The 22,022-nt window shown below is 70.9% G+C and carries 21 protein-coding genes; 12 read left to right on the top strand and 9 right to left on the bottom strand.

Features of this window, described 5'->3' with window-relative positions:
• Positions 1-6 precede the first annotated feature (6 nt).
• The 3 genes from V5P93_RS01585 to V5P93_RS01575 all read left to right on the top strand — a co-directional run bounded on the left by V5P93_RS01585 (position 7) and on the right by V5P93_RS01575 (position 3,781).
• Complete coding sequence (locus V5P93_RS01585) at positions 7-1,728, top strand: serine hydrolase (protein WP_104480784.1); 1,722 nt, start codon at positions 7-9, stop codon at positions 1,726-1,728.
• 168 nt (positions 1,729-1,896) lie between these two features.
• Entirely contained in the window at positions 1,897-2,814 is a 918-nt protein-coding gene (locus V5P93_RS01580) for a MurR/RpiR family transcriptional regulator (RefSeq protein WP_104480785.1), read from the top strand.
• 43 nt (positions 2,815-2,857) lie between these two features.
• Positions 2,858-3,781: an N-acetylmuramic acid 6-phosphate etherase gene (locus tag V5P93_RS01575; RefSeq protein WP_104480786.1), complete on the top strand. Its 924-nt coding sequence runs from the start codon at positions 2,858-2,860 to the stop codon at positions 3,779-3,781.
• A 77-nt stretch (positions 3,782-3,858) separates the two neighbouring features.
• Here V5P93_RS01575 and V5P93_RS01570 read toward each other — a convergent pair whose 3' ends face one another.
• From V5P93_RS01570 to V5P93_RS01560, 3 genes are all read right to left on the bottom strand, one after another.
• A complete protein-coding gene (locus tag V5P93_RS01570; protein ID WP_146108164.1) occupies positions 3,859-4,152 on the bottom strand; it encodes a hypothetical protein in 294 nt (97 codons plus the stop codon).
• Positions 4,153-4,305: 153 nt separating this feature from the next.
• Positions 4,306-5,037 carry an oxidoreductase gene (locus tag V5P93_RS01565; protein ID WP_104480940.1) on the bottom strand — a complete coding sequence of 244 codons (732 nt, stop codon included), beginning with the start codon at positions 5,035-5,037 and terminating at the stop codon, positions 4,306-4,308.
• A gap of 22 nt (positions 5,038-5,059) precedes the next feature.
• Entirely contained in the window at positions 5,060-6,391 is a 1,332-nt protein-coding gene (locus tag V5P93_RS01560; protein WP_104480788.1) for a diguanylate cyclase, read from the bottom strand.
• A 335-nt stretch (positions 6,392-6,726) separates the two neighbouring features.
• Here V5P93_RS01560 and acs point away from each other — a divergent pair, with 335 nt between their 5' ends.
• Complete coding sequence (gene acs / locus V5P93_RS01555) at positions 6,727-8,706, top strand: acetate--CoA ligase (RefSeq protein WP_104480789.1); 1,980 nt, start codon at positions 6,727-6,729, stop codon at positions 8,704-8,706.
• Between the two features lie 32 nt (positions 8,707-8,738).
• Here acs and V5P93_RS01550 read toward each other — a convergent pair whose 3' ends face one another.
• Positions 8,739-9,455, bottom strand: coding sequence for a 1-acyl-sn-glycerol-3-phosphate acyltransferase (locus V5P93_RS01550; protein WP_104480790.1), 717 nt, complete (start codon positions 9,453-9,455; stop codon positions 8,739-8,741).
• A gap of 98 nt (positions 9,456-9,553) precedes the next feature.
• Between V5P93_RS01550 and V5P93_RS01545 the strand changes: the two genes are divergently transcribed.
• The 4 genes from V5P93_RS01545 (at position 9,554) to V5P93_RS01530 (ending at position 13,074) form a co-directional block, all read left to right on the top strand.
• Positions 9,554-10,297 (top strand): VIT family protein, encoded by a 744-nt coding sequence (locus tag V5P93_RS01545; RefSeq protein ID WP_374065183.1) that lies wholly within the window; start codon positions 9,554-9,556, stop codon positions 10,295-10,297.
• A gap of 79 nt (positions 10,298-10,376) precedes the next feature.
• Positions 10,377-11,576: a Na+/H+ antiporter NhaA gene (gene nhaA, locus V5P93_RS01540; protein ID WP_104480791.1), complete on the top strand. Its 1,200-nt coding sequence runs from the start codon at positions 10,377-10,379 to the stop codon at positions 11,574-11,576.
• A 65-nt stretch (positions 11,577-11,641) separates the two neighbouring features.
• Positions 11,642-12,127 (top strand): phage holin family protein, encoded by a 486-nt coding sequence (locus V5P93_RS01535; protein WP_104480792.1) that lies wholly within the window; start codon positions 11,642-11,644, stop codon positions 12,125-12,127.
• Positions 12,128-12,135: 8 nt separating this feature from the next.
• The gene (locus V5P93_RS01530; RefSeq protein ID WP_104480793.1) at positions 12,136-13,074 is read left to right on the top strand and encodes an alpha/beta fold hydrolase; all 939 of its coding nucleotides are present in this window, start codon (positions 12,136-12,138) and stop codon (positions 13,072-13,074) included.
• Positions 13,075-13,857: 783 nt separating this feature from the next.
• Here V5P93_RS01530 and dnaN read toward each other — a convergent pair.
• The 4 genes from dnaN to V5P93_RS01510 all read right to left on the bottom strand — a co-directional run bounded on the left by dnaN (position 13,858) and on the right by V5P93_RS01510 (position 17,748).
• A complete protein-coding gene (gene dnaN / locus V5P93_RS01525) occupies positions 13,858-14,955 on the bottom strand; it encodes a DNA polymerase III subunit beta (protein ID WP_104480794.1) in 1,098 nt (365 codons plus the stop codon).
• Between the two features lie 65 nt (positions 14,956-15,020).
• Positions 15,021-16,259, bottom strand: a complete 1,239-nt coding sequence (locus tag V5P93_RS01520; protein ID WP_104480795.1) for an MFS transporter — start codon at positions 16,257-16,259, stop codon at positions 15,021-15,023.
• A gap of 400 nt (positions 16,260-16,659) precedes the next feature.
• A complete protein-coding gene (locus tag V5P93_RS01515; RefSeq protein WP_018683904.1) occupies positions 16,660-17,334 on the bottom strand; it encodes a Crp/Fnr family transcriptional regulator in 675 nt (224 codons plus the stop codon).
• 162 nt (positions 17,335-17,496) lie between these two features.
• Positions 17,497-17,748, bottom strand: a complete 252-nt coding sequence (locus V5P93_RS01510) for a hypothetical protein (RefSeq protein WP_104480796.1) — start codon at positions 17,746-17,748, stop codon at positions 17,497-17,499.
• A gap of 207 nt (positions 17,749-17,955) precedes the next feature.
• Here V5P93_RS01510 and nth point away from each other — a divergent pair, with 207 nt between their 5' ends.
• From nth to V5P93_RS01490, 4 genes are read left to right on the top strand one after another with little or no spacing between them, the layout of a single operon-like run.
• The gene (gene nth, locus V5P93_RS01505; protein ID WP_104480797.1) at positions 17,956-18,672 is read left to right on the top strand and encodes an endonuclease III; all 717 of its coding nucleotides are present in this window, start codon (positions 17,956-17,958) and stop codon (positions 18,670-18,672) included.
• The gene (locus V5P93_RS01500; RefSeq protein WP_104480798.1) at positions 18,669-19,274 is read left to right on the top strand and encodes a TlpA disulfide reductase family protein; all 606 of its coding nucleotides are present in this window, start codon (positions 18,669-18,671) and stop codon (positions 19,272-19,274) included. Before nth ends, V5P93_RS01500 begins: the two co-directional genes overlap by 4 nt.
• Positions 19,271-19,963, top strand: a complete 693-nt coding sequence (locus V5P93_RS01495) for a CoA pyrophosphatase (protein ID WP_104480799.1) — start codon at positions 19,271-19,273, stop codon at positions 19,961-19,963. Before V5P93_RS01500 ends, V5P93_RS01495 begins: the two co-directional genes overlap by 4 nt.
• Positions 19,960-21,144 carry a MarP family serine protease gene (locus tag V5P93_RS01490; RefSeq protein WP_104480800.1) on the top strand — a complete coding sequence of 395 codons (1,185 nt, stop codon included), beginning with the start codon at positions 19,960-19,962 and terminating at the stop codon, positions 21,142-21,144. The genes V5P93_RS01495 and V5P93_RS01490 overlap by 4 nt, the downstream gene beginning before the upstream one ends.
• Here V5P93_RS01490 and V5P93_RS01485 read toward each other — a convergent pair.
• Positions 21,141-22,010 (bottom strand): NUDIX domain-containing protein, encoded by an 870-nt coding sequence (locus V5P93_RS01485; protein ID WP_104480801.1) that lies wholly within the window; start codon positions 22,008-22,010, stop codon positions 21,141-21,143. The genes V5P93_RS01490 and V5P93_RS01485 overlap by 4 nt on opposite strands.
• Between the last annotated feature and the right edge of the window lie 12 nt (positions 22,011-22,022).

Below are 22,022 nucleotides of genomic sequence, written 5' to 3'. Positions count from 1 at the left end.
GGAGCGATGGCCGGGAAGGTCCGGACCGGGGTGGCGCTGGTCGCCGTGGGTCTACTCGCAGGCGGCACGGTGACGAGCGCGACGCCGAACCCGCCGGGGAGGTTCGACCGCCCCGAGATGGGGTTCGCCGCGCCGAGCACCGTGCTGCGCGACGGCCCTCCGGCGTCGGTGGGGCTGGACCCGGCGCCGATCCGCGAGGCCGACACCGCGATAGCCGAGTGGACGCGGGGCGGCTCACCGCTCTACCCGGGCGCGGTCACGCTCTTGGCGCACAACGGCGTCATCGTCGACCGGACGGCCGTAGGGCACGCGGTTAAGTACGCCGACGCGCAGGCGGAGTTACCGGCCGACCGCCAGGTACCCATGCGCCGGGACACCATCTTCGACGTCGCCTCGATGAGCAAGCTCTTCACCTCGGTAGCGGTCATGTGCCTGGTGGACGACGGTCGCGTGCGGGTCGGCGAGCGCGTGTCGGTCTACCTGCCGGAGTTCGGCGTCAACGGCAAGGAATCCATCACCGTCCAGCAGTTGCTCACACACACCTCCGGCCTCGAACCGACCATCCCGCTCTGGCGCGACTGGCCGGACCGCGCGTCCCGGATCAAGGCGGTCATGGACCGCGCGCCCGCCACGCCCCCGGGTGTGTCCTTTACGTACTCCGACCTGAACCTGATCACCCTGGGCGTGTTGGTCGAACGGCTGAGCGGCAAGCCGCTCGACAACTTTGTCGCCGAACGCATCACCGCGCCACTACGCCTCACCGATACCGGCTACAACCCCCCAGCGACCAAACTCGACCGGATAGCCGCGACGGAGTTCCAGGCCTCCCCACCGCGAGGCATGGTCCGCGGGCAGGTGCACGACGAGAACGCGTGGGCACTCGGTGGGGTCGCCGGGCACGCGGGGGTGTTCTCCACGGCGGACGACTTGGCCGTGCTGGGTCAGGCGATCCTCAATGGAGGCACTTACGCCGGAAGGCGGATTCTGCGGCAAGACACGGTGCGGGCGATGTTGACGAACTACAACACTTCTTTCCCCGAAGACGCGCACGGACTCGGGTTCGAACTCGACCAACCCTGGTACATGGGCGGCCTCTCCGGCCCCCACTCCGCCGGGCACACCGGGTTCACGGGCACCTCGCTGGTACTCGACCCGGCATCGCGCTCGATCGCCATCCTGCTGACCAACCGGGTCCACCCGGGGCGGGACCGGGGTTCGATCAACGCCGCCCGGCAGGAACTGGCCACCGGGCTGTCCCGCGCCCTCGCGGTCCGCCCCTCAGCGGGCGAGCGGCACTGGTCCACCGGTCTCGGCGACTCGGCCGAGGCGACGCTCACCGGGCCCGCCCTCCCGGGCACCCGCGCGCTGCGGGTCGGGTTCGACGCCTTCGTCGACGCGGGCCCCGGCGACGAGTTGCGGCTGGAGGCCACCGACAGGAACGGCTCGTGGCGGAGCGTGCTCGTGCGTGCGACCGGCCCGGGTGCTCCGGTTGGCGAAACATCGGCTTTGTCCGGTTATGGCCATCGCAGTTGGTGGAGAGTCAACGCAATCGCGCCGGTCAGCGACAAGATCACTCTGCGCTGGCGCTACCTCACGGATAGTCGCTACACCGGCCGGGGAGTAATCGTGGATCGGATACTCGTGACCGACGGTAGTCGGATGCTGCTCAACGGTGAGAAAGAACCCCACTTGATGCGACCGGTCGGGTGGGAACTTGGAAGTCATTGACGATCAGACGCTAACAATCCGCGTTCGCGTAGCGATGCGGTGGTCAAGCCCCCACCAGGGCCGACCACGACGATGAACGCGGTTCGGTAGCGTTCCCGCCGCGGTGCCACACAGCGCCTTGTACTACCCCGTAACTGTTAGTAAGTTTCCCACGTGAGTGCGAGTCAAATGACAGCAGAACACAGCGAGTCAAGCCCGTTGGTCCGCATTCGCTCGCTCCTGCCCGGCCTGGCCCGTGCGGAGCAGCGGGTCGCCAAGGTCGTGCTCGACAGCCCGTCCACCGTGGCGCGGCGCAGCATCACCGAGGTCGCCGAGGCCGCCGGTACGAGTGAGACGACCGTGACCCGGTTCTGCAAGGCGATCGGCGTCGGGGGTTACCCCGAGCTGCGCATCGCCCTTGCGGCCGACACGGCCCGCACGGCGGCGCGAGCCGACCGCGACCTGGGCGGTGAGATCGCACCGGACGACGACCTCAAGACGGTCGTCGGCAAGGTCACCTTCGCCGACGCCCGCGCCGTCGAGGAGACCTCCGAGCAACTCGACATCGACGTGCTCGCCAAGGTCGTCGAGGCCTTGGCGACCGCGGGTCGGGTGGACGTCTACGGTGTGGGCGCCAGCGCCTTCGTCGCCGCCGACCTGCAGCAGAAGCTGCACCGCATCGGTCGGGTCAGCTTCGCGTGGAACGACACGCACATCATGCTGACCTCCGCGGCGGTACTCGGTCCGGGTGACGTCGCGGTTGCCATCTCGCACACCGGCGCCACGGCGGACACCGTCGAGGCGCTGCGGACGGCTCGGGAGCACGGCGCGACCACGGTCGCGCTCACGAACTACCCGACCTCCCCGATCGCCGAGGTCGCCGACCTGGTGCTGACCACCGCGGCCAGGGAGACCACGTTCCGCTCGGGCGCCACGGCGAGCCGCATCGCGCAGCTCACCGTCGTCGACTGCCTGTTCATCGGCGTCGCCCAGCACCACCTCGACCAGTCGATCAAGGCGCTGGACTCCACCCGGGACGCGGTCGGCCCGCACCGGCTGGAGACCAGGCACGACGGCAGGCGCAAGCCGAGAGAGACCGGGAAGTGACCCGTGGTGCGCGGTTCCGCCGCGCCGGGAAGGGGGACCTGAGATGACCGTGCCACGCCAGTCGATCCACGTCGAATCCCCAACCGAGTGGCGGAACCCGCGCACCACGGAGATCGACCGGATGTCGACGCTGCAGATCCTGCGGACGATCAACTCCGAGGACCAGCTGGTGCCCGCCGCCGTCGCCGCCGCGCTGCCCCAGCTGGGCCGCGCGGTGGACAAGGCCACGGAAGCGCTGCGCACCGGTCACCGCGTGCACTACGTGGGCGCGGGCACCTCGGGCAGGCTCGCCACGCTCGACGCCGCCGAGCTCGCCCCCACCTACAACGTCCCCGACGACTGGTTCCAGGTGCACCACGCGGGCGGCACGGCCGCGCTGCGGGTCACCGCGGAGGGCGCCGAGGACGACGAGTTGGCGGGCGCCGCCGAGATGCGGCGCGACGTCCGACCCGGCGACTTCGTGCTGGGCCTGACCGCGTCCGGGCGCACCCCCTACGTGTTGGGGGCGTTGGCCGCGGCGCGCGAGATCGGCGCCACTACGGCGCTGGTGTCGAACAACCCGGACTCCATCGTCCCCGGGGTGGACCTGATGATCGCCGTGGACACCGGTCCGGAGGCGATCTCGGGGTCGACCAGGATGAAGGCGGGGACGGCGCAGAAGATCCTGCTGACCTCGTTCTCCACCGCGGTCATGGTGAAGATGGGGCGCACCTACTCGAACCTGATGGTCAGCATGCGGGCCTCCAACGCCAAGTTGCGCGGTCGCAGCCTGCGCATCCTGCGGGAGGCCACCGGATCGGGCCCCCAGGAGTGCACCGCGGCCCTGATGGCGGCCCACGGCGACCTCAAGGTGGCCATGGTCCACCTGCTCTCCGGCGTGGACATCCGCGACGCGGCCCGCGCGCTGGCCGAGGCCAGCGGCCACGTCCGCCGCGCACTCGGCCTCCTCGCCGCGCCCGTGCTCTGATCCGGGTGAGCGGAAAACGCGATCAATAGCGAAACTCCCCGGGGACGGATCCGTCCCCGGGGAGTGGCCGCGGCGAACTAATAGTGGCACCCCTGGATGCGGCCGTCGTTGACGATGTATCCGTCGCTGTGACCATTCCCGTGGCCCAAGGCGTAGCCGTCACCACGCACCTCGTGCAGCCGGAAACCGCCACCCGCGTCAATGGTGTAAACGTGCTTCCCGCCGGGCGAGTCGAACACCCAGGTGTTGCGGTCGACGTGGCAGAGCGGACCACCTTCGGACGCCTGCGCGGGCACGCTGACCACGGTCACGGCCACCATCGCGCCCAGGCTCGCGACCACTAGCGCGAACCGACGAATACTGCTGCTCATGAACCCCTCTTACCCATTGACGAGGACTGCTATCGGTTAGTTCCTATCTCACCAAAAGCGGTCCGAGATAGGAATCGGCCAATCGGGTTGAGGCAGTCAGAGCTGCCATAACTCCGCGCCAGCGAGGAGTTATGCGAAATTGGCAGGAATTCGTCAGCCGGTAGCGGCGTCGGCGATGCTCGTGGCCTCGCGGGCACCTGCCTGGACTGCCTCGCAGCAGAAGACGATCCAGGCGGCGATGGCGTCCGGGTCTCCGGTGGTGAAGCCGTCCGCCAACGCGCCGTAGTGGTCGCGTCGGCGCATGAAGGCGACCTCCGGTACGGCGAGGCCCTTGGGATCCAGGCCGGTGCCGATGAGGGTCAGTCGGGCCGCCGCTCGGGCTACTACGCCGTCGGCGGTGCCGAAGGGTGTCAACGCCAGCAGCTCGCCGTGGACAATGGCGGCCAAGACCGGGCCCGGCACCTTCGTACCGCCCGCGACCAGGCCCGCGAGCAAGTCGAGCCTGCTCGTCACGCCCAAGCCCGCGCGGGGACGGCCCAGGGACTCCTCGTCGGTCAGGTCGGCGGCGGCGAGTACGTGCAGCTTGGCGAGGGCCTGCATGGGGGCTCGTTCCCACGTCGGCAGCAACGGGCCCAGTGCCTCGGCGACCCGCAGCGCACCCGCCAAGACAGGGTCGCGGACCTCCCCCTCCTCCGGGATCTCCGGATCGCCACCGTCCAAGACAGCCGACGCGCGGGCAGCGCGCACGGACGCCTCCGCGGCCGTCGCGGGCCAACCCCGGCGGTTGGTCGGGTGGCGGTGGACGTCGGCGACCGCGTCGCGGGCGGCGGCCACGGCATCGGTGATGCCGGGCAGGTCGAGCAGCGGGGCCAGCGGATCTGTCACGCCGCCGGACACTACCGGCGCCTCACAGCGGCGTGTCGAGGATCCGCGCGGGCAGCGCCGGGCAGACCCGGACCTGATTCCGACCGCCCTCCTTGGCCTCGGCCAGCGCCTGGTCGGCGCACTCCTGCAGGGTGGCCAGGTCCGCGCCGTGCTCCGGGGAGAACGCGATCCCCCCGGAGATGGTGAAGCCGCCGACCCACTCGGCGCGACCCGCCTTGGTCAGCCGCACCATCATCGACTCCACGGACGCGCGGACGAGCTCGGCGACGGCCCACGCGTCGGAGCGGGTCGTGCTCGGCACCACGACCGAGAACTCCTCACCGCCCCACCGGCACACGAGGTCGTCGGACCCCACGGAGTCGCGCAGCACCGCCGCCAAGCCCTTCAGCACCTCGTTCGCGCCGAGGTGCCCCAGCCGCGAGTTGACCTGCTTGAACCGGTCGAGGTCGAACATCAGCACCGCGGTCCGCCGCTGCCTGGCGTGGTCGGCCAGCAGCGCGAGCGCCGCGGCGCGGTTGAACCCGCGCTGGTTGGCCAGGCCGGTCAGGGGGTCGTGCAGCGCGTCGACCTCCAACCGGTCGCGCTCCTGCTCCAGGAGCTCGATCCGCTGCGTGTGCCGGGTGTACGCCACTACTACGACCAGCACGCCCACAAGAAGCGCCCCATTGGCGACACCGGCACCCCACGCGCCGACCAAGCCCAGGCAGAGCGTGACGACCAGGTCGAAGTTCTGTCGCCGATCGCCCAGCATGCCCACCAACGACCAACCGGTGCGCAGACCGCGCGCGACACCGATAACGACCGTCTGCGCGACGTAGTAGAGCGCGAACGCGGCGGTGACCATGAGTGCCGCCGACGCCACCCGCTCCGGTGGGATCGGCGCGCCTCGAACCCAGTCGTGCACCCCGGACACAGTCGCCACGGCGTGCGCGGCCAGGACGGACGAGGTGACGGCGCAGGTCGTGAACACATAGCGACCGAGTGGTTTCCTTATGATGAAGTACCGCCGCAACCGGATCGCCAACACCAGGACGACCACTACAGGAACCGGCAGCAACAACGCGCCCGCGAAGGTCCACACCCCCGCGTGGTCAATGTGCTCACCGGTGACGGGAGCGGCCCAGCGGCGCATCTCCGCAGTGCGGGTGGCCTCTATGTGCGCGACGGCGCACGCGGTCAACAGCCCCAGGACCCACAACGAGTACCCGTCGACCGGCCCCGCGGCCAACGTGCTTACAACCACCCACGCGCAGACGGCGACCTCGGCGGCGATTATCCAGAGGAAGCCCGCCGCGGTGGTGTGACCACGCAGGTCGAGCGCCCTGATCCGACGAGCGACGGCTAGCCCGCGCACATCAACAGCACCTCCCCCGACTATGTCGGACAGCACAGTCCGACCCCGGATCGGTGCGGTGCGGCCAGTGGAGGAAGTACTCTGGCGCACCGGTTTTCACCTTGCCGGGCCCCGTAGACCACGGTACGTCTCCGCAAGACCACTTTCCGCGAAATCGGCCGGGGACAGCCGAACGGAGCAGACTCCGCCCGATCGGCGGAGCCCGAACCGGGGCGTTACTGGTCTATACCTATGCGGTGTCGGACTGTCATGCGCGACCCGCGCGCACTAGATTCCACTCGACACCCGGCCGCGCCCGCCGGAGAAGCCGGTATTCACCCGAGGAGGTCAGTTCCATGACCGAGCAGTCCGGTCAGAGTCCGACGCTGGACAACCTGTCGACGGAGAGCAGGGTGTTCGCCCCGTCCGACGAGTTCAGCGGCGCGGCGAACGTGGGGGCGGCGGCGTACGAGCAGGCTGCGCGGGACCGCGAGGGGTTCTGGGCCGAGCAGGCCGAGCGGCTCACCTGGGACACCAAGTGGTCGCAGGTGCTGGACTGGGACAACGCGCCCTTCGCCAAGTGGTTCGTCGGCGGCAAGCTGAACGTCGCGGTCAACTGCGTCGACCGGCACGTCGAGGCGGGCCTGGGCGACCGCGTGGCCATCCACTGGGTCGGCGAGCCGGGTGACGGCCGCACCATCACCTACGCCGACCTGCACCGCGAGGTGTCCAAGACCGCCAACGCGCTCACCGAGCTGGGGCTGAACGCGGGCGACCGCGTCGCCATCCAGATGCCGATGATCCCCGAGGCCATCTTCTCCATGCTGGCCTGCGCCCGCCTTGGCCTGGTGCACAGCGTCGTCTTCGGCGGCTTCTCCTCCACCGCGCTGCGCTCGCGCATCGACGACGCGCAGGCCCGGCTGCTGATCACCTCCGACGGGCAGTACCGGCGCGGCGCGCCCGCCCCGATGAAGGACAACACCGACGAGGCCACCGCGCACACCCCGTCCATCGAGCACGTGCTGGTGGTGCGCCGCACCGGCGGCGAGGTCGGCTGGACCGAGGGCCGCGACATCTGGTGGCACGACCTGGTGGACCGCCAGGCGGACACGCACGAGGCGCAGGCGTTCGACGCCGAGCACCCGCTGTTCATCCTGTACACCAGCGGCACCACGGGTAACCCGAAGGGCATCCTGCACACCTCCGGCGGGTACCTCACCCAGGCCTCTTACACCCACCACGCCGTCTTCGACCTCAAGCCGGAGACCGACGTCTACTGGTGCACCGCCGACATCGGCTGGATCACCGGCCACACCTACATCGTCTACGGCCCGCTGTCCAACGCCGCGACGCAGGTGGTCTACGAGGGCACCCCGAACACCCCGCACGAGGGCCGCCACTGGGAGATCATCCAGGAGCACGGGGTCTCGATCTACTACACCGCGCCCACGCTGATCCGCACGTTCATGAAGTGGGGCGCGGACATCCCGGCCCGCTACGACCTGTCGAGCCTGCGCGTGCTGGGCAGCGTCGGCGAGCCGATCAACCCCGAGGCGTGGATCTGGTACCGGGAGAACGTCGGCGCGAACCGCACGCCGATCGTGGACACCTGGTGGCAGACCGAGACCGGCGCCATCATGATCAGCCCGCTGCCCGGTGTGACGCACACCAAGCCGGGCTCGGCGCAGCGCCCGCTGCCGGGCATCTCGGCCAAGGTCGTCGACGACAAGGCCGTCGAGGTCCCGCACGGCGGTGGCGGCTACCTGGTGCTCGACGAGCCGTGGCCGTCGATGCTGCGCGGCATCTGGGGCGACGAGGAGCGCTACCGCGACACCTACTGGTCGCGCTTCGCCGAGGAGGGCTTCTACTTCGCCGGTGACGGCGCCAAGTACGACAACGACGGCGACATCTGGCTGCTGGGCCGGGTCGACGACGTGATGAACGTCTCCGGCCACCGGATCTCCACCACCGAGGTGGAGTCGGCGCTGGTGTCGCACCCGACGGTGGCCGAGGCCGCGGTCGTCGGCGCCACCGACGCGACCACCGGCCAGGGCATCGTGGCCTTCGTCATCCTGCGCGGCTCGGCGGCGCCGTCGCCGGACACCGTGAAGACGCTGCGCGACCACGTGGCCAGCGAGATCGGCCCGATCGCGAAGCCCCGGCAGATCCTGATCGTCAACGAGCTGCCCAAGACCCGCAGCGGCAAGATCATGCGGCGGCTGCTGCGCGACGTCGCCGAGAACCGCGACATCGGCGACACCACCACCCTCGCCGACTCCGCGGTCATGGAGCTGATCAGCAGCGGCCTCAAGAGCTCCACCAGTAGCGAGGATTAACGAAGTACCGGTCTTGTGAGGAGCCCCTCGTCCTAGCGGACGGGGGGCTCTTCGCCGCGCAGCTCCGCCAGCAGCTCGGTGATGGCGTGCATGATGCGCTTGGTCGCCTGGTCCATCGCCGCGCGGTCGGTGCCCTCGATGTCGGACAGGTCCACCGGGTCCCCCGCGATGATGTCGACCGTCTTGCGCGGGAACAGCTTCGGGAACTTCGCGGTCGCGGGCAACAACGCGTGCGTACCCCAGTTGACCACCGGGATCACCGGTGCGCCGGTTTCCAGCGCCACGCGCGCGACACCGTTCTTGACCCGCTGCGACGGCCAGTGGTCGACGTCGTCGGAGAAGCCCGCCTCCGGGAAGAACATCACGCACTCACCGCGCTGGACAGCCTCAACCGCGCCGGTGAACGCGTCCCGCGCGCGGGAGGTGTTGCGCTCCACCGGGATGTGACCGCCACCCGCGACCACCTTGCCGATGACCGGCACCTTCCACAGGCTCGCCTTGGCCAGGTACCGGGGGATCCGGCCCGCCGACAGGGCGAACGCGGTGACCGTGACCGGGTCGGCGAACGACAGGTGGTTCGACGCCAGCAGCAAGCCGCCGGTTTTGGGCAGCTTGTCCCGACCGCGGAAGCGCAGGCGGGTGGCCAGCGCCATGAGCGGCCAGATCAGATCGATGGCGAGGCTGAACCAGAAGCCGCGCCCGCGCCTCGGCACCCGGAACATCATCCCGATCGCCCGCAACGTGCCCATCGGCTTACCCGGTCCACTGGAGTCGTTCACGCCGCAATCCTGCTGCACAACTCCCGGTGGTGGTGGTCGGATCCCCGATCACGGCGGAGAATGCCCCGGTGAGCACCGAACGCGACGCCGCAGTGACACCGGAGGGCGCCACCCACGAGGGTGAGCCGCACCACAATGGATTGGCCAACCGGCTGAACTGGCTGCGCGCGGGCGTGCTCGGCGCGAACGACGGGATCATCTCCACCGCGGGCCTGGTGGTCGGTGTCGCGGGCGCGACGGCCGACCGCACGGCGATCCTGGCGGCCGGGGTGGCCGGTCTGGTCGCGGGCGCGCTGTCGATGGCGGGCGGTGAGTACGTGTCGGTCAGCACGCAACGCGACACCGAGCGGGCCGCGCTGCGGCTCGAGGAGCGCGAGCTGCGGGAGATGCCCGAGGCCGAGGAGCGCGAGCTGGCGGAGATCTACGAGGAGAAGGGCCTGTCCCCCGAGCTGGCCGCGCGGGTGGCCCGGGAGCTGACCGAGAAGGACGCCCTGCACGCGCACGCCGACGCGGAGCTGGGGATCGACCCGGACAACCTGACCAGCCCGTGGCAGGCGGCGTGGGCGTCGTTCGTGTCCTTCGCGGTCGGGGCGCTCATCCCGCTGGTCGCCATCGCGTTGCCGCCGGTGGACGTGCGGGTGTGGGCGTGCATCGTGGCCGTTGTGGTCGGTCTTGTGCTGACAGGGGCTATCAGCGCGCGGTTAGGGAACGCGTCCGCGCGGCGGGCCGTGGTCCGCAACGTCGTAGTGGGGACTTTGGCGATGGTGGTCACCTACTTCGTAGGAGTGCTCTTCGGCGTCACGGTGGGTTGAGCTTCCGTGCGTTAGAGTCGTGTAAAGGTGCGCCGGGAAGTCTGGTCGGCAATGGATCCGCCCTACCCTGGAGCAGCCCTTGTCACGCCGTCGCCGCCCGCACGCCCCCAAGACCCTCACGGAGTTCGCCCGCTTCCTGCGCACCGAGACAGTCGGCGGGATGGTCCTGCTGGGCGCCGCCGCCCTCGCCTTGTTGTTGGCGAACTCGCCTGTCTCGGGGGTTTACGAGTCCATCCGCGACACGGTCGTCGGTCCACACTTCCTGCACCTGGACCTCACCGTCGGCGACTGGGCCAAGGACGGTCTGCTGGCGCTCTTCTTCTTCGTCGCGGGACTGGAGCTCAAGCGCGAATTGGTGCTGGGTGAGCTGTCCGAGTTCAAGACGGCGTTGTTGCCCGTAGTGGCCGCGTTGGGCGGGATGGTCGTGCCCGCGGTGCTGGCGTTGGCCGTTGCCTGGGGTGATCCGCGCGCGGACGCCGCGTGGGCGATACCGGTGGCGACGGATATCGCGTTCGCCTTGGGGGTGCTGGCGCTGACCGGGTCGGGGATGCCCAGCGGCGCGCGGGTGTTCCTGTTGAGTTTGGCCGTAGTGGATGACTTGGGCGCGATAGTGCTAATCGCGATCCTCTTCACCGCTTCCATCAACTTCGTCTCCTTCGGCATCGCGATCGTCCTCTTGGGCCTGTACTGGTACCTCCAACGTCGAAGGATCACCACGGCGTGGGTGTACGTCCCGCTCGTAGTGGCCGTGTGGCTCGCAGTGCACTCATCCGGCGTGCACGCCACCCTCGCCGGGGTCGGGCTTGCCTTGCTGACGAGGGTCAAGAAGGACCCGTACGAGCGAGAAGCCCCCGCGCTGCGGCTCGAACACCGCCTCCAACCGTGGTCGGCAGGGGTCGCCGTGCCCGTCTTCGCGTTTTTCGCGGCGGGCGTGCCGGTCGGCGCGGAGGCCCTCAACCGGCTTGTGAGCGATCGAGTGGCCTGGGCTGTCGCCATCGGGCTCGTAGTGGGGAAGCTGGTCGGGATCGCGGGGTCGGCGCTGCTGGCCGTGCGGCTGCGGCTCGGCGCGCTGCCACCCGGGCTGGGCAAGCGGGACCTGGTCGCGGTGGCGCTGCTGGGCGGGGTCGGGTTCACCGTCAGCCTGTTGATCTCCGAGTTGGCGCTGCCCCCCGCCGACGCCGAGGTGGCCAAGGCCGCGGTGCTGCTGGCGTCGGCCGCGGCGGCGCTGCTCGCGGCAGCCGCGCTGATCAGGCGGAGCAAGGCACACCGCGCGGGGTGAGCGGGCGCGACGCGCGAAACGCGGGGTAGAAGCCCACACGGCCTCCGCTGATCGAGCATGGCACGATGACGCAGGTGACCAGCGCGCACGGAAAAGCAGACGGTTCGGGGCTGCCGCAAGTCCCCTCGATCCCCCTGGCTGACGACCGCGCCACCGCGGCGGGGGCCGACCAGTCCATCGGGGCCCTGGTCAAGGACGCCACGACCCACCTGTCCACCCTGGTCCGGGCCGAGGTCGAGCTGGCCAAGTCCGAGGTGGCCAAGGAGGTCAAGAAGGGGATCAAGGGCAGCATCTTCTTCTTCATCTCGCTGTCGGTCCTGCTCTACAGCTCGATCTTCTTCTTCTTCGCCTTGGCCGAGCTGCTCGCCGACGTCGGCTTCAAGCGCTCCGCCGCGTTCGGCATGGTGTTCGGCTTCATGCTGGTCATCGTCACGCTGTTCGCGTTCCTCGGCTGGCGCAAGGTCAAGGCCATCCGGGCACCGGAACGCACGATCACCACGGTCAAGGACACCGCCGCCGCGTTGACCCACCGCGGCGAACCCAAGCCCTGACCCGGGGCATGGCGACGCGGCTGGACCCGTCGAGCGTCCGCATCGACGGGCCGTGGGCGCACCGGGACGTCCACGCCAACGGCATCCGGCTGCACGTGGCCGAGACCGGCGAGGGCCCGCTGGTGCTGCTGCTGCACGGTTTCGCGGGTTTCTGGTGGTCGTGGCGCCACCAGCTCACCGCCCTGGGCGACGCGGGCTTCCGCGCGGTCGCGGTCGACCTGCGCGGCTACGGCGACTCCGACAAACCCCCGCGCGGCTACGACGCGTGGACCCTGTCCGGCGACGTCGCGGGGCTGGTCAAGTCCCTCGGGGAGACCAGCGCCCACCTGGTCGGCCACGACTGGGGCGGCCTCCTGGCCTGGAGCGTCGCGGCACTGCACGCCCGCGTGGTCACGTCGGTGACCGCGGTGTCCGCACCCCACCCCCTGGCCCTGCGCGCCCAGATCGGCCGCACCGCGCTGCGCCGCTCCCCCCGCAACCAGGCGCGCGCCCTGGGCCACCTGTTCCGCGCCCAACTCCCCCTCCTTCCCGAACGCCGCCTGACCCGCGACGACGCGGCGGCGGTGGAGCGGCAGCTGCGGTCGTGGTCGGGCCGGTACTGGCCGGAGCTGCCGGAGGCGGCCGAGCGGTACCGAGCGGCCATGCTGGTCCCCGGCGTCGCGCACAGCGCCCTCGAATACCACCGCTGGGCCCTGCGCTCGCAGGTCCGCAGCGAAGGCCGCCGGTACGCCGAGGCCATGGCCCGCAGGCTGACGACCCCGGTCCTGCAGCTCTACGGCGCGGACGACCCGCTGGTCCTCCCCCGCACCCGACCGTCGTCGACCCCGTGGATCGCAGGCCACACCGAGACCCACACGCTGCCCCAGGTCGGCCACTTCCCGCACGAGGAAGCACCGCAGGCGACGAACGCGCGGGTGACGAGCTTCATCAAGAACCTGCGACCCTGAGGAACTTGTCCACAGGCTGGGTGTGGGGCTTGAACTGGGTGTGACGTGGGTCTTTTGCCTTCCATATCGGGATTTGTCCCCAGGAAGGGATGACCGATCCACTGGCAGTCCCCAGTCTGGAGCGGGGTTGTCCACAAGTTATCCACAGACTGTCGATGCTGGGGACGACCAGCTCGCGGCACGGGTGGTGACGCTCCTGCGGATGCGGGCGGTGGCTGGGGCAGAGCGATGGCTGTGCGGCCGCGCGGCTTGCAGCACCGGTAGGCCGAGCCAGACGGCACTGCGGGTCGGCGTGCCGGCTGCCGAGCCTTGAGCGGGCCGGCCACGGTGCGGTGGAGGACGGTCAGCGGATTGCCGCATTGAGATGGCCTTGCGGCAAGAGATCGGTGGCGGGTGCCGCGACCTTGCCGCGCAATTCCCTGCCGAGGCGTACGCCGCTGGCTCGGGGGCAAGGCAGGGCTCGCGGCGGTTCGACGAATCCCCAGCGAAGCGGGTTCACCAGGTGGGCTGCGAGGTCAGCGGAGTGGGCCAGGCGGGCGAACGTTGTGGTGGATGGGCGGCGCGCTGCGGCAAGGCCGGAGGCTGGGTCGGTGGCAGTGGTTGGGCACGTGATGGGCGGTGGAGGCCAGGGACGTGGTGAGGATTGGGTGACCAAGTGGGCGGGCGAAGAGGCGAGGTTGCGGGCGGGTGAGGGTGCGGTCATGGCCAGGGACCCGGTGGGGACCGGGTGACCGGTGGGCGGGCGGAGAGGTGTGGGTGAGGGTGCGGTCTGGGTGAGATGGGTCAGTGGTTGGGCGGGAGCATGGGCATGACGATGTAGGTGAGGTCGATGTCCTGGGGTTCGACGTGGGTGAGGATGGTCGCGCGCATGCCCGGCTGGATGGCGAGGCGGACCTCCCTGCCGCCGAAGGGGCGTAGGGCGTCCTGCAGGTAGCGGGACAGGTAGGACGGGCTGGTGCGGCCCCCGGTGACGGTGGCCTTGATGGACTCCTCGGCCTCGCCCGTCTGCTGGGCGGTGGCCCGCAGGCGCAGCGTTGTGTCGCCGACCTCGACGCTGATGACGCCGCGGGTGTCCGAGTAGAGGGCGACGCGACGGGTGGCGTCGAGGAGGGTGTCGGCGTGGACCACGACGGTGGTGTCCACTCCGGACAGGTTCAGCTTGTTCTCGCTCAGGAAAGCGCCGTCGAGGATGGCGGTGGTGACGACGGTGTCCGACCAGCGGAGGGTCAGCTGGTTGGCGTCCATGGCCAGGGTGACCTCGCCCGCTCGGGACAGCTGCTTGCCCACCTCGGCCAGCAGGGCCGCCGGGACCATGACGTCCAACTCGGCCTCGGCCGCGCAGGGGACGGTGGCGATGGCCATGCGGTACCGGTCGGTGGCGCGCAGCACCAACCGCTCGTTCTCGGTGCGGATGCGGACGCCGGTGAAGATCGGGAGGGCCTCGTCGCGGGACGCGGTGGTCGCGACGGTGGACAGGGCCGACGACAGGTGTTCGCCGGAGACCTGGACGCCGGTGTGGGCGGGGGTGCCCAGGCCGGGGTGGAGGTCGACGTCGAGCAGCGGGAGCGCGAAGCGCGCGCCTTCGGCCCGGATGGCGAGCATGCTGCCCTCGACCACCAGCCGCACCTGGGGTTGGTCGAGCATCCGCAGTGTCTCGGCCAGGGGCTTGCCCGGCACCAGCACGCGGCCCTCGGTGTGCACGAGCGCGCCGCGGCGCACCCGGGCCGTGCGCTCCCGGTCGCTGGCGCCGACGACCACGCCCGTGGCGTCAGCGGTCAGCAGCACGCCGCTGAGCACCGGGTCGATGAGCCGCCCCGGGACGAGGCGGACGACGTCGGCGGCGGCTGCGGCCAGGTCTGCGGTGGTGACGGTCAGGTCCATGCCGGGAACCGTAGCCTCGGGGACCGACAGGGCGCGGAAAGTTGTCCACAGCCCTGATCGGGTGACTAGACAGCGAGCGCGGGCTCCCGTTCGGTCGCGTCCGAGTAGCGGGTCACCGTTTTTCTACGAGCGTAGACAACCGCCGCGAACGCCAGTCCCATCAGCGTCGCCGCCACGTACGAGGACCACAGCCCGACGTACTTGACCAGCTGCCCGCTGGTCAGCTGCCCCAGCGCGATGCCGACGGTCACCGAGGTGATCACCCAGCCGAACGCCTCCGTCGCGGTCTCCGGCGGCGCCACCACCTCCAGCACCGCCGAGTGCGTGGTCGCCTGCGGGGTGACCAGCAAACCGGCCACCAACGTCACCAGTGCCAGCCACAGCATCGACGTCGGGATCGCCAGCAACCCCACCATCACCGCGAAACCGCCGAGCAGGACCGGCATCCGCAGCTCGATCGGCCGCGGCCACGGGCGCAGCCCGTAGACCACGCCGAAGGCGACCGAGCTGATCGACAGCAGCCCAAGCAGCAGCCCGCCCGCCCCCGGGTCGCCCGCGCGGATCGCCGCGGCGGGGATGGCCACCTCGACGAACCCGATGACCGCGCCGAAGCCCATCGCCGCGATCGCGACCGTGCGCATACCGGGGTGCGCGAGCGGACCGAGCAGCGTGCTCTTGCGCCCTGTGCGCTCCGGCCGCGACTGCCTGATCGTCGCCGTCAGCGCGAACCACACGGCGCCGATGACCAGGCAGGCAGCGCCCACGACCACGCCCGCTCCCGGCCAGGGCAGCCGGATCAGCAGCCCGGACACCGCGGGTCCGGCGATGAAGAACACCTCCAGGCTGATCGCCTCGTAGACCAGCGCGGCGTCGCGCGTCGGCCCGGGCGGGACCAGCCGGGTCCACATGGCACGGGAGGCGGAGCCGACCATCGGCTCGGTGAGCCCGACCGCGAAGCCGAGTACCACCAGCGAGAACGTGGCCGCGTGCCGCTCGACGGCGACGATCGTGAGCGCGACGAAGACGGCGAACAGCGACGCGGTGACCAGCAGCGGCCGCGAGGGCCCGGCGCGGTCCATGATCCGGCTCTGCGCGGCCGACCCGATCGCGACCCCGATCAGCGACCCCGCCGACACCAGGCTCGCGGTGGCGATGGACCCGGTGCGGTTCTGCACGTACAGCAGCAGCGACAGACCCACCATGGCGATCGGCAACCGACCGAGCAGCGACGCCACCACCGGCCCACGGGCACCGGGGGTGGTGAGGGCAGCGCGGTAGTCGGCGGGACGGGTGGAGTGGGACATGCGTACCAGTATGCGGCTTTTCGGTACGGGCGTACCAGTAATTATTCGTGGTTTGCGCCACCAGAAAGTGGGGTATGTATCGATCGGATAACGGTAGTGGAGATTCTCCGTGGACCCGAGCAACGGATCCGGACCGCGGCGAGTCCTTGAGGGTGAAACCACTTGAGCTTGGGGTGGGGACCCGTGCGATGGTTCCCCCATCGCGCCACGAGTTCCCTCCGGCAACGGGTCGGGGCCTGGTCCGGAGGGCGGGGAGCGTGAGCCGTCGGGGGATGGTTCACGCGAAGGCGGGAGGTCGGTGCGCCGCGTCGGGGGCGGCGCCCGGCCTCTCCGCTGCCAAAGACGTGCAAGAGGGGCCCGGTCTACCCAGACCGGGCCCCTCTTGCGTTGTCTTGAGCCTCTAGCGCGCGCGGCGCGCGAGGCGCTCGGGGTCGAGGATCAGCACGCTCTTGCCCTCCAGCCGCAGCCAGCCGCGGTGGGCGAAGTCGGCGAGCGCCTTGTTGACGGTCTCCCGGGAGGCGCCGACGTACTGGGCGATCTCCTCCTGGGTGAGGTCGTGGGTGACCCGCAGCAGCCCGGCCTCCTGGCTGCCGAAGCGCTGCGCGAGCTGAAGCAGCGCCTTGGCGACGCGACCGGGCACGTCGGTGAAGATCAGGTCGGCGAGCATGCCGTTGGTGCGGCGGAGCCTGCGGGCGATGACCCGCAGCAGCTGCTCGGCGATCTCCGGACGGGTGGCGATCCACTGGCGCAGCGCGGGCCGGTCCATGGTGACCGCGCGCACCTCGGTGACCGTGGTCGCGGTCGACGTCCGCGGCCCCGGGTCGAAGATCGACAGCTCGCCGAACATGTCCGAGGGCCCGAAGATGCCCAGCAGGTTCTCCCGGCCGTCCGGTGACTTGCGGCCGAGCTTCACCTTGCCGGACTGGATGATGTACAGCCGGTCGCCGGGCTCGCCCTCGGCGAAGATCACGTGTCCGCGCGGGAACTCGACCGCTTCCAACGTCTGAGCGAGCGCTTCGGCCGCGGCCGGCTCGACCCCTTGGAAGATGCCCGCGCGGGCCAGGGTCTCATCCACCTCGGTCCTCCTGTTTCCACTCGGCGGCGGCGAAGGTCTGCCACCGCCGACAACTACATACAGTGTAGGGCGTGCGGCGATGATCCCTAACCGGCTCGCCGACCCTCCGGTGTGGATCGTCGCGCGGACCGGGCACGCCCCCCAGCCGCATGACCCTATCGCCTAGTCGCGACCCCGGCGACCGCGCAGCTTGGCGGCGCGGCCACCCAGCCTGCGCAGCCGGAACAGCTCCAGCGCGCGGCCGATGCCGTGGCCGTAGAGCGCGCGGACCTCTTCGGGTCGCGCCGACTCCAGGAACTCCTCGACCTCGGTCTCCTGCACCGCCACGTGCCGGAGCCGGGCCTCGACGCGCTCCATGAAGAGCGCGAAGAACATGATCACTAAAGGTACCGCGAACACGAACCAGACAGCCATGGTCGTCGATCCTCGCTTCGTGGCCTCGGCTGGGTCGGACCCGCCTCCGGTCCGGCCTCGCCCCTGTGGTTGATGTCAGCTTGGTTGACGTCTGGGGCACATTTCGGGTTGTCCGACGGCCCGTAGGCTATCGAGGTGCCTCCCACCACCCGACGCCCGCCCCAGGACAGCGGTACCGACCTCGCGTTGACCCGCAGGGTGCGCAGGATGACGCGCGCGCTCGCGGAGGGGTACCCGGACGCGCACTGCGAGCTGGACTTCACCACACCGCTCGAGCTGGCCGTGGCCACGATCCTGTCCGCGCAGTGCACGGACGTACGGGTCAACCTGACGACACCGGCCCTCTTCGCCAAGTACCGCTCGGCGGCCGACTACGCCGGTGCCGACCGCACCGAGCTGGAAGAGATGATCCGGCCGACCGGCTTTTACCGGAACAAGGCGAGTTCCCTCATCGGCCTGGGCGCGGCGCTGGTGGAGCGGCACGGCGGTGAGATCCCCGGCAAGCTGGACGCGCTGGTCAAGCTGCCCGGCATCGGCCGCAAGACCGCCAACGTGATCCTCGGCAACGCCTTCGGCGTGCCCGGCATCACCGTCGACACCCACTTCGGCAGGCTCGTCCGGCGGTGGGGGTGGACAGAAGAAGAAGACCCGGTCAAGGTCGAGCACGCGATCGGCGCCCTGGTCCCGCGCAAGGACTGGACGATGCTGTCGCACTGGGTGATCTTCCACGGTCGCCGGGTGTGCCACGCGCGCAAACCCGCGTGCGGCGCCTGCCTGCTCTACCGCGACTGCCCGTCCTTCGGCGACGGCCCGACCGACCCCGACCAGGCCGCCAAGCTGGTCAAGGGCGCCGAGGCGCCGCACCTGGTCGAGCTGGCGGAGCGGACCCGGGCGGGCTACCGGCCGGGGAAGTCGACCGGGTGAACAGCCGGACCAGGTGGGTGCTGGCCGCGGTCGTCCTGCTGGTCGCCGCGGTCGTCGCGGTGTGGCCACGCGGTGACGGTGACCCAGGCGCGGCGCCCGCACCACCCGAACCGGACCTGACCGGGGCCAGGGCAGCCGCCGCGCTGGCCCCGTGCCCGAGCGGCTCGGGAGGGCCGCAGGAGCTGCGGGACGCGCGTGCCGAGTGCATGGCCGACGGGTCGCAGGTGACCGCGGGCACCGTGTTCGCGGGCAGGCCCGTGCTCGTGAACGTGTGGGCGACCTGGTGCGCGCCGTGCCGCGACGAGCTGCCGCTGCTGGCGGAGTACGCGGCGGGCGCTGACGCGGTCGAGGTCGTGGGGGTCGCGGTGCAGAGCCCGGCCAAGGACAGCCTCGACCTGCTGCGCACCCTGGGCGTGCGCTACCCGAACCTGCTCGACCGCGACGGGCTGGTCCAGCGCGGCCTGCGCGTCCCGGACGCGCTGCCCGCCTCGTACCTGGTCGCCGCCGACGGGAAGGTCACGATGGTCGCCCAGCCGCGGCTGTTCCGGTCGGTCGACGACGTGCGGGCGGCGGTGGACCGCTACCTCGGAGGGGGCCGATGAGCACGCACGGACCGCTGGTTGACCCGGGCACCCTGCCGGACTGGTTGGGCCCGGTGGTCGCCGCGACGAGCGATCTGGACCTGTCCCTGTGGCGGCGGTTCGCCGCTCCCGGCCCCGGGTCGCGCAATGCGGCTGTCTTGATGCTCTTGGGCGAAACGGACGACAACGGCCCGGATCTCCTCTTCCAGTTGCGCGCCAACAACGGCGGTCGACACTCCGGTCAAGTCGCCTTCCCCGGGGGACGAACCGAGGAGTCCGACGACGGACCGGTCTCCACCGCACTACGGGAAGCGGTAGAGGAAACCGGGCTCGATCCGGCCGGGGTGCGCCCGGTAGCGCTCTTGCCCGAACTGCACGTACCCGTGTCCGGTTACAACGTCGTGCCTGTCTTGGCGCACTGGGAGAAGCCGAGCAAGGTGTGGGCGGTGGACGCCGCCGAGTCGCAGGCGGTCGCCCGGATCCCCGTGTCGCACCTGGCCGACCCGGCGAACCGGTTCCGCGTGCGGCACGCGGGCGGTTACGTCGGGCCCGCCTTCGCCGCCCCTGGCATGCTGATCTGGGGGTTCACCGCGGGCCTGTTGACCATGCTGCTCGCCCTGGGCGGCTGGGAGCGTCCTTGGGACGCCGACGACGTGCGCGACCTGGACCTGGCCTGGCGCTTGGTCGAGGATCGGAGGTCCCGGGCGTGAACTGGGTGGATGTGCTCGTCGTCGCGCTCGCCGTGCTGGCCGCGGTGTCCGGCGCGCGGCAGGGCGTGATCACCGCGTTGCCCGCGTTCATCGGGGTCCTGCTCGGCGCGGTCGCGGGCATCAAGATCGCGCCGCTGGTGGTCGAGCAGATCGACTCGACGCCGACCCGGGTCGCGTTCGCGGTGGCGATCTTCGTGCTGCTGGTGGCGCTGGGCGAGACGTTCGGCGTGTGGGTCGGCCGGACGCTGCGGCAGAAGATCTCCTCACCGAAGCTCGCGGGCGTGGACAGCGCGCTGGGCGCGGTCGTGCAGGGCGCGGTGGTGTTCGTGGTGGCCTGGCTGATCGCGCTGCCGCTGACCACCGTCGGCGGGCTGCCGGGGCTGGCCTCGGCGATCAACAACTCGGCGGTGCTCGGCGGGGTCAACGAGGTCATGCCGCAGGCCGCGCGCGGGCTGCCCAACGAACTGCGGCGCCTGTTGGACGTCTCCGGGTTCCCGGCCGCGGTCGACCCGTTCAACCGCACGCCGAACCGCGAGGTCGCCCCGCCCGACCCGGCGCTGCAGGCCAGCGCGGTGGTGCGGCGGGTCGAGCCGAGCGTGCTGAAGGTCAACGCCAAGGCGCCGTCGTGCGAGCGGGCGCTGGAGGGCAGCGGGTTCGTGATCTCCCCGGAGCGGGTGATGACGAACGCGCACGTAGTGGCGGGCACCGACGAGGTAGGCGTAGAGGTCCAGGGCGACTCGCTGCGCGCCCGGGTCGTGCACTACGACCCCGAGACGGACGTGGCGATCCTGGCGGTGCCGGGGCTGGAGGTGGACCCGCTGCCGTTCGCCCCCGGTGACGCGGCGAGCGGCCAGGACGGCATCGTCTTGGGCTACCCGCTCGACGGTCCGTACACCGCGTCCCCCGCGCGCGTGCGCGACCGGATCCCGTTGCGCGGACCGGACATCTACGACGCGTCGACGGTCAACCGGGACGTGTTCACGCTGCGCGCCAAAGTGCTCAGCGGCAACTCCGGCGGTCCACTGATCAACCCGGCGGGTGAGGTCATCGGCGTCGTCTTCGGCGCGGCGGTGGACAACTCGGAGACCGGATTCGCGCTGACGGCGGCGGAGGTCCGCGACGAGGTCGGCCGCGCGCCGTCGCTGTCCCAGCCGGTGTCGACCGGGCGGTGCGCGAGCTAGAGCAGGTCCAGGGCGTCGCCGGGGCGGGCGTCGAGGTGCGCGGCGGCCGTGGGGTAGCGGGGGTCGTCGGGGAGGATCACGCGCAGGGTGGTGCCGGTGCGGACCACCTTGGGGATGATCTTGTCGACGGTCCGCGGCGCGGCCATGGCGGCGGCCACGGAGTCGCGTTCGGACAGTTCGGCCAGGGCCATCCAGGTGGGCGGGAGCAGACCGCGGGCACCGGAACGCCAGTCGTCCAAGGCGTCCGCCGGTCGGCGCCAGGCAACGTCCTCGGCCTCCGTAGTGGCGCCGTCGGCGTGCTGGCCCTCGGGCATGGCGGCGAGGAAGAAGCGGGTGTCGTAGCGGCGCGGCTCCTCGGCGGGGGTGACCCAGTTGGCCCACGGGCGCAGCAGGTCGGCGCGCAGGACCAGGCCGTGGTCGGCGAGGAACCCGGCGAACGAGTACTTCCGCTCGACCAGTTCCTGCCGCGCGTCGTGGAACGGCCGCGTGTCCGCCACGACGCTGTCCCCGTCCGGCCCGGCCAGCAGGACCCCGGACTCCTCGAACGTCTCCCGCACGGCCGCGCACACCAGCGCCCGCGCCAGCGCCTCGTCGCAGCCGAACCGCGCCGCCCACCAGGCCGGGTCCGGACCGTGCCAGGCCACGGAGGCGTCGGCGTCGCGGCGGTCCACGCCGCCGCCGGGGAAGACCGTCATGCCGCCCGCGAACGCCATGCCGACGACCCGGCGCAGCAGGAACACCTCCAGGCCGTCCTGGTCGCGGACCAGCATGACCGTCGCGGCGTCCTTCGGCGTGACCGGCGGGTTCGGGGGCTCGGCGGGCACCAGGTCGGCGGGCAGGACCAGTTCCTCGGGCAGTTCGGGCACGGGATCGACCCT

The organism is Actinokineospora auranticolor (assembly GCF_041897805.1).
Taxonomy (GTDB): Bacteria; Actinomycetota; Actinomycetes; order Mycobacteriales; family Pseudonocardiaceae; genus Actinokineospora; species Actinokineospora auranticolor.
The sequence above is the reverse complement of the archived record's forward strand: the minus strand, read 5'-3'. Positions and strand labels throughout refer to the sequence as shown.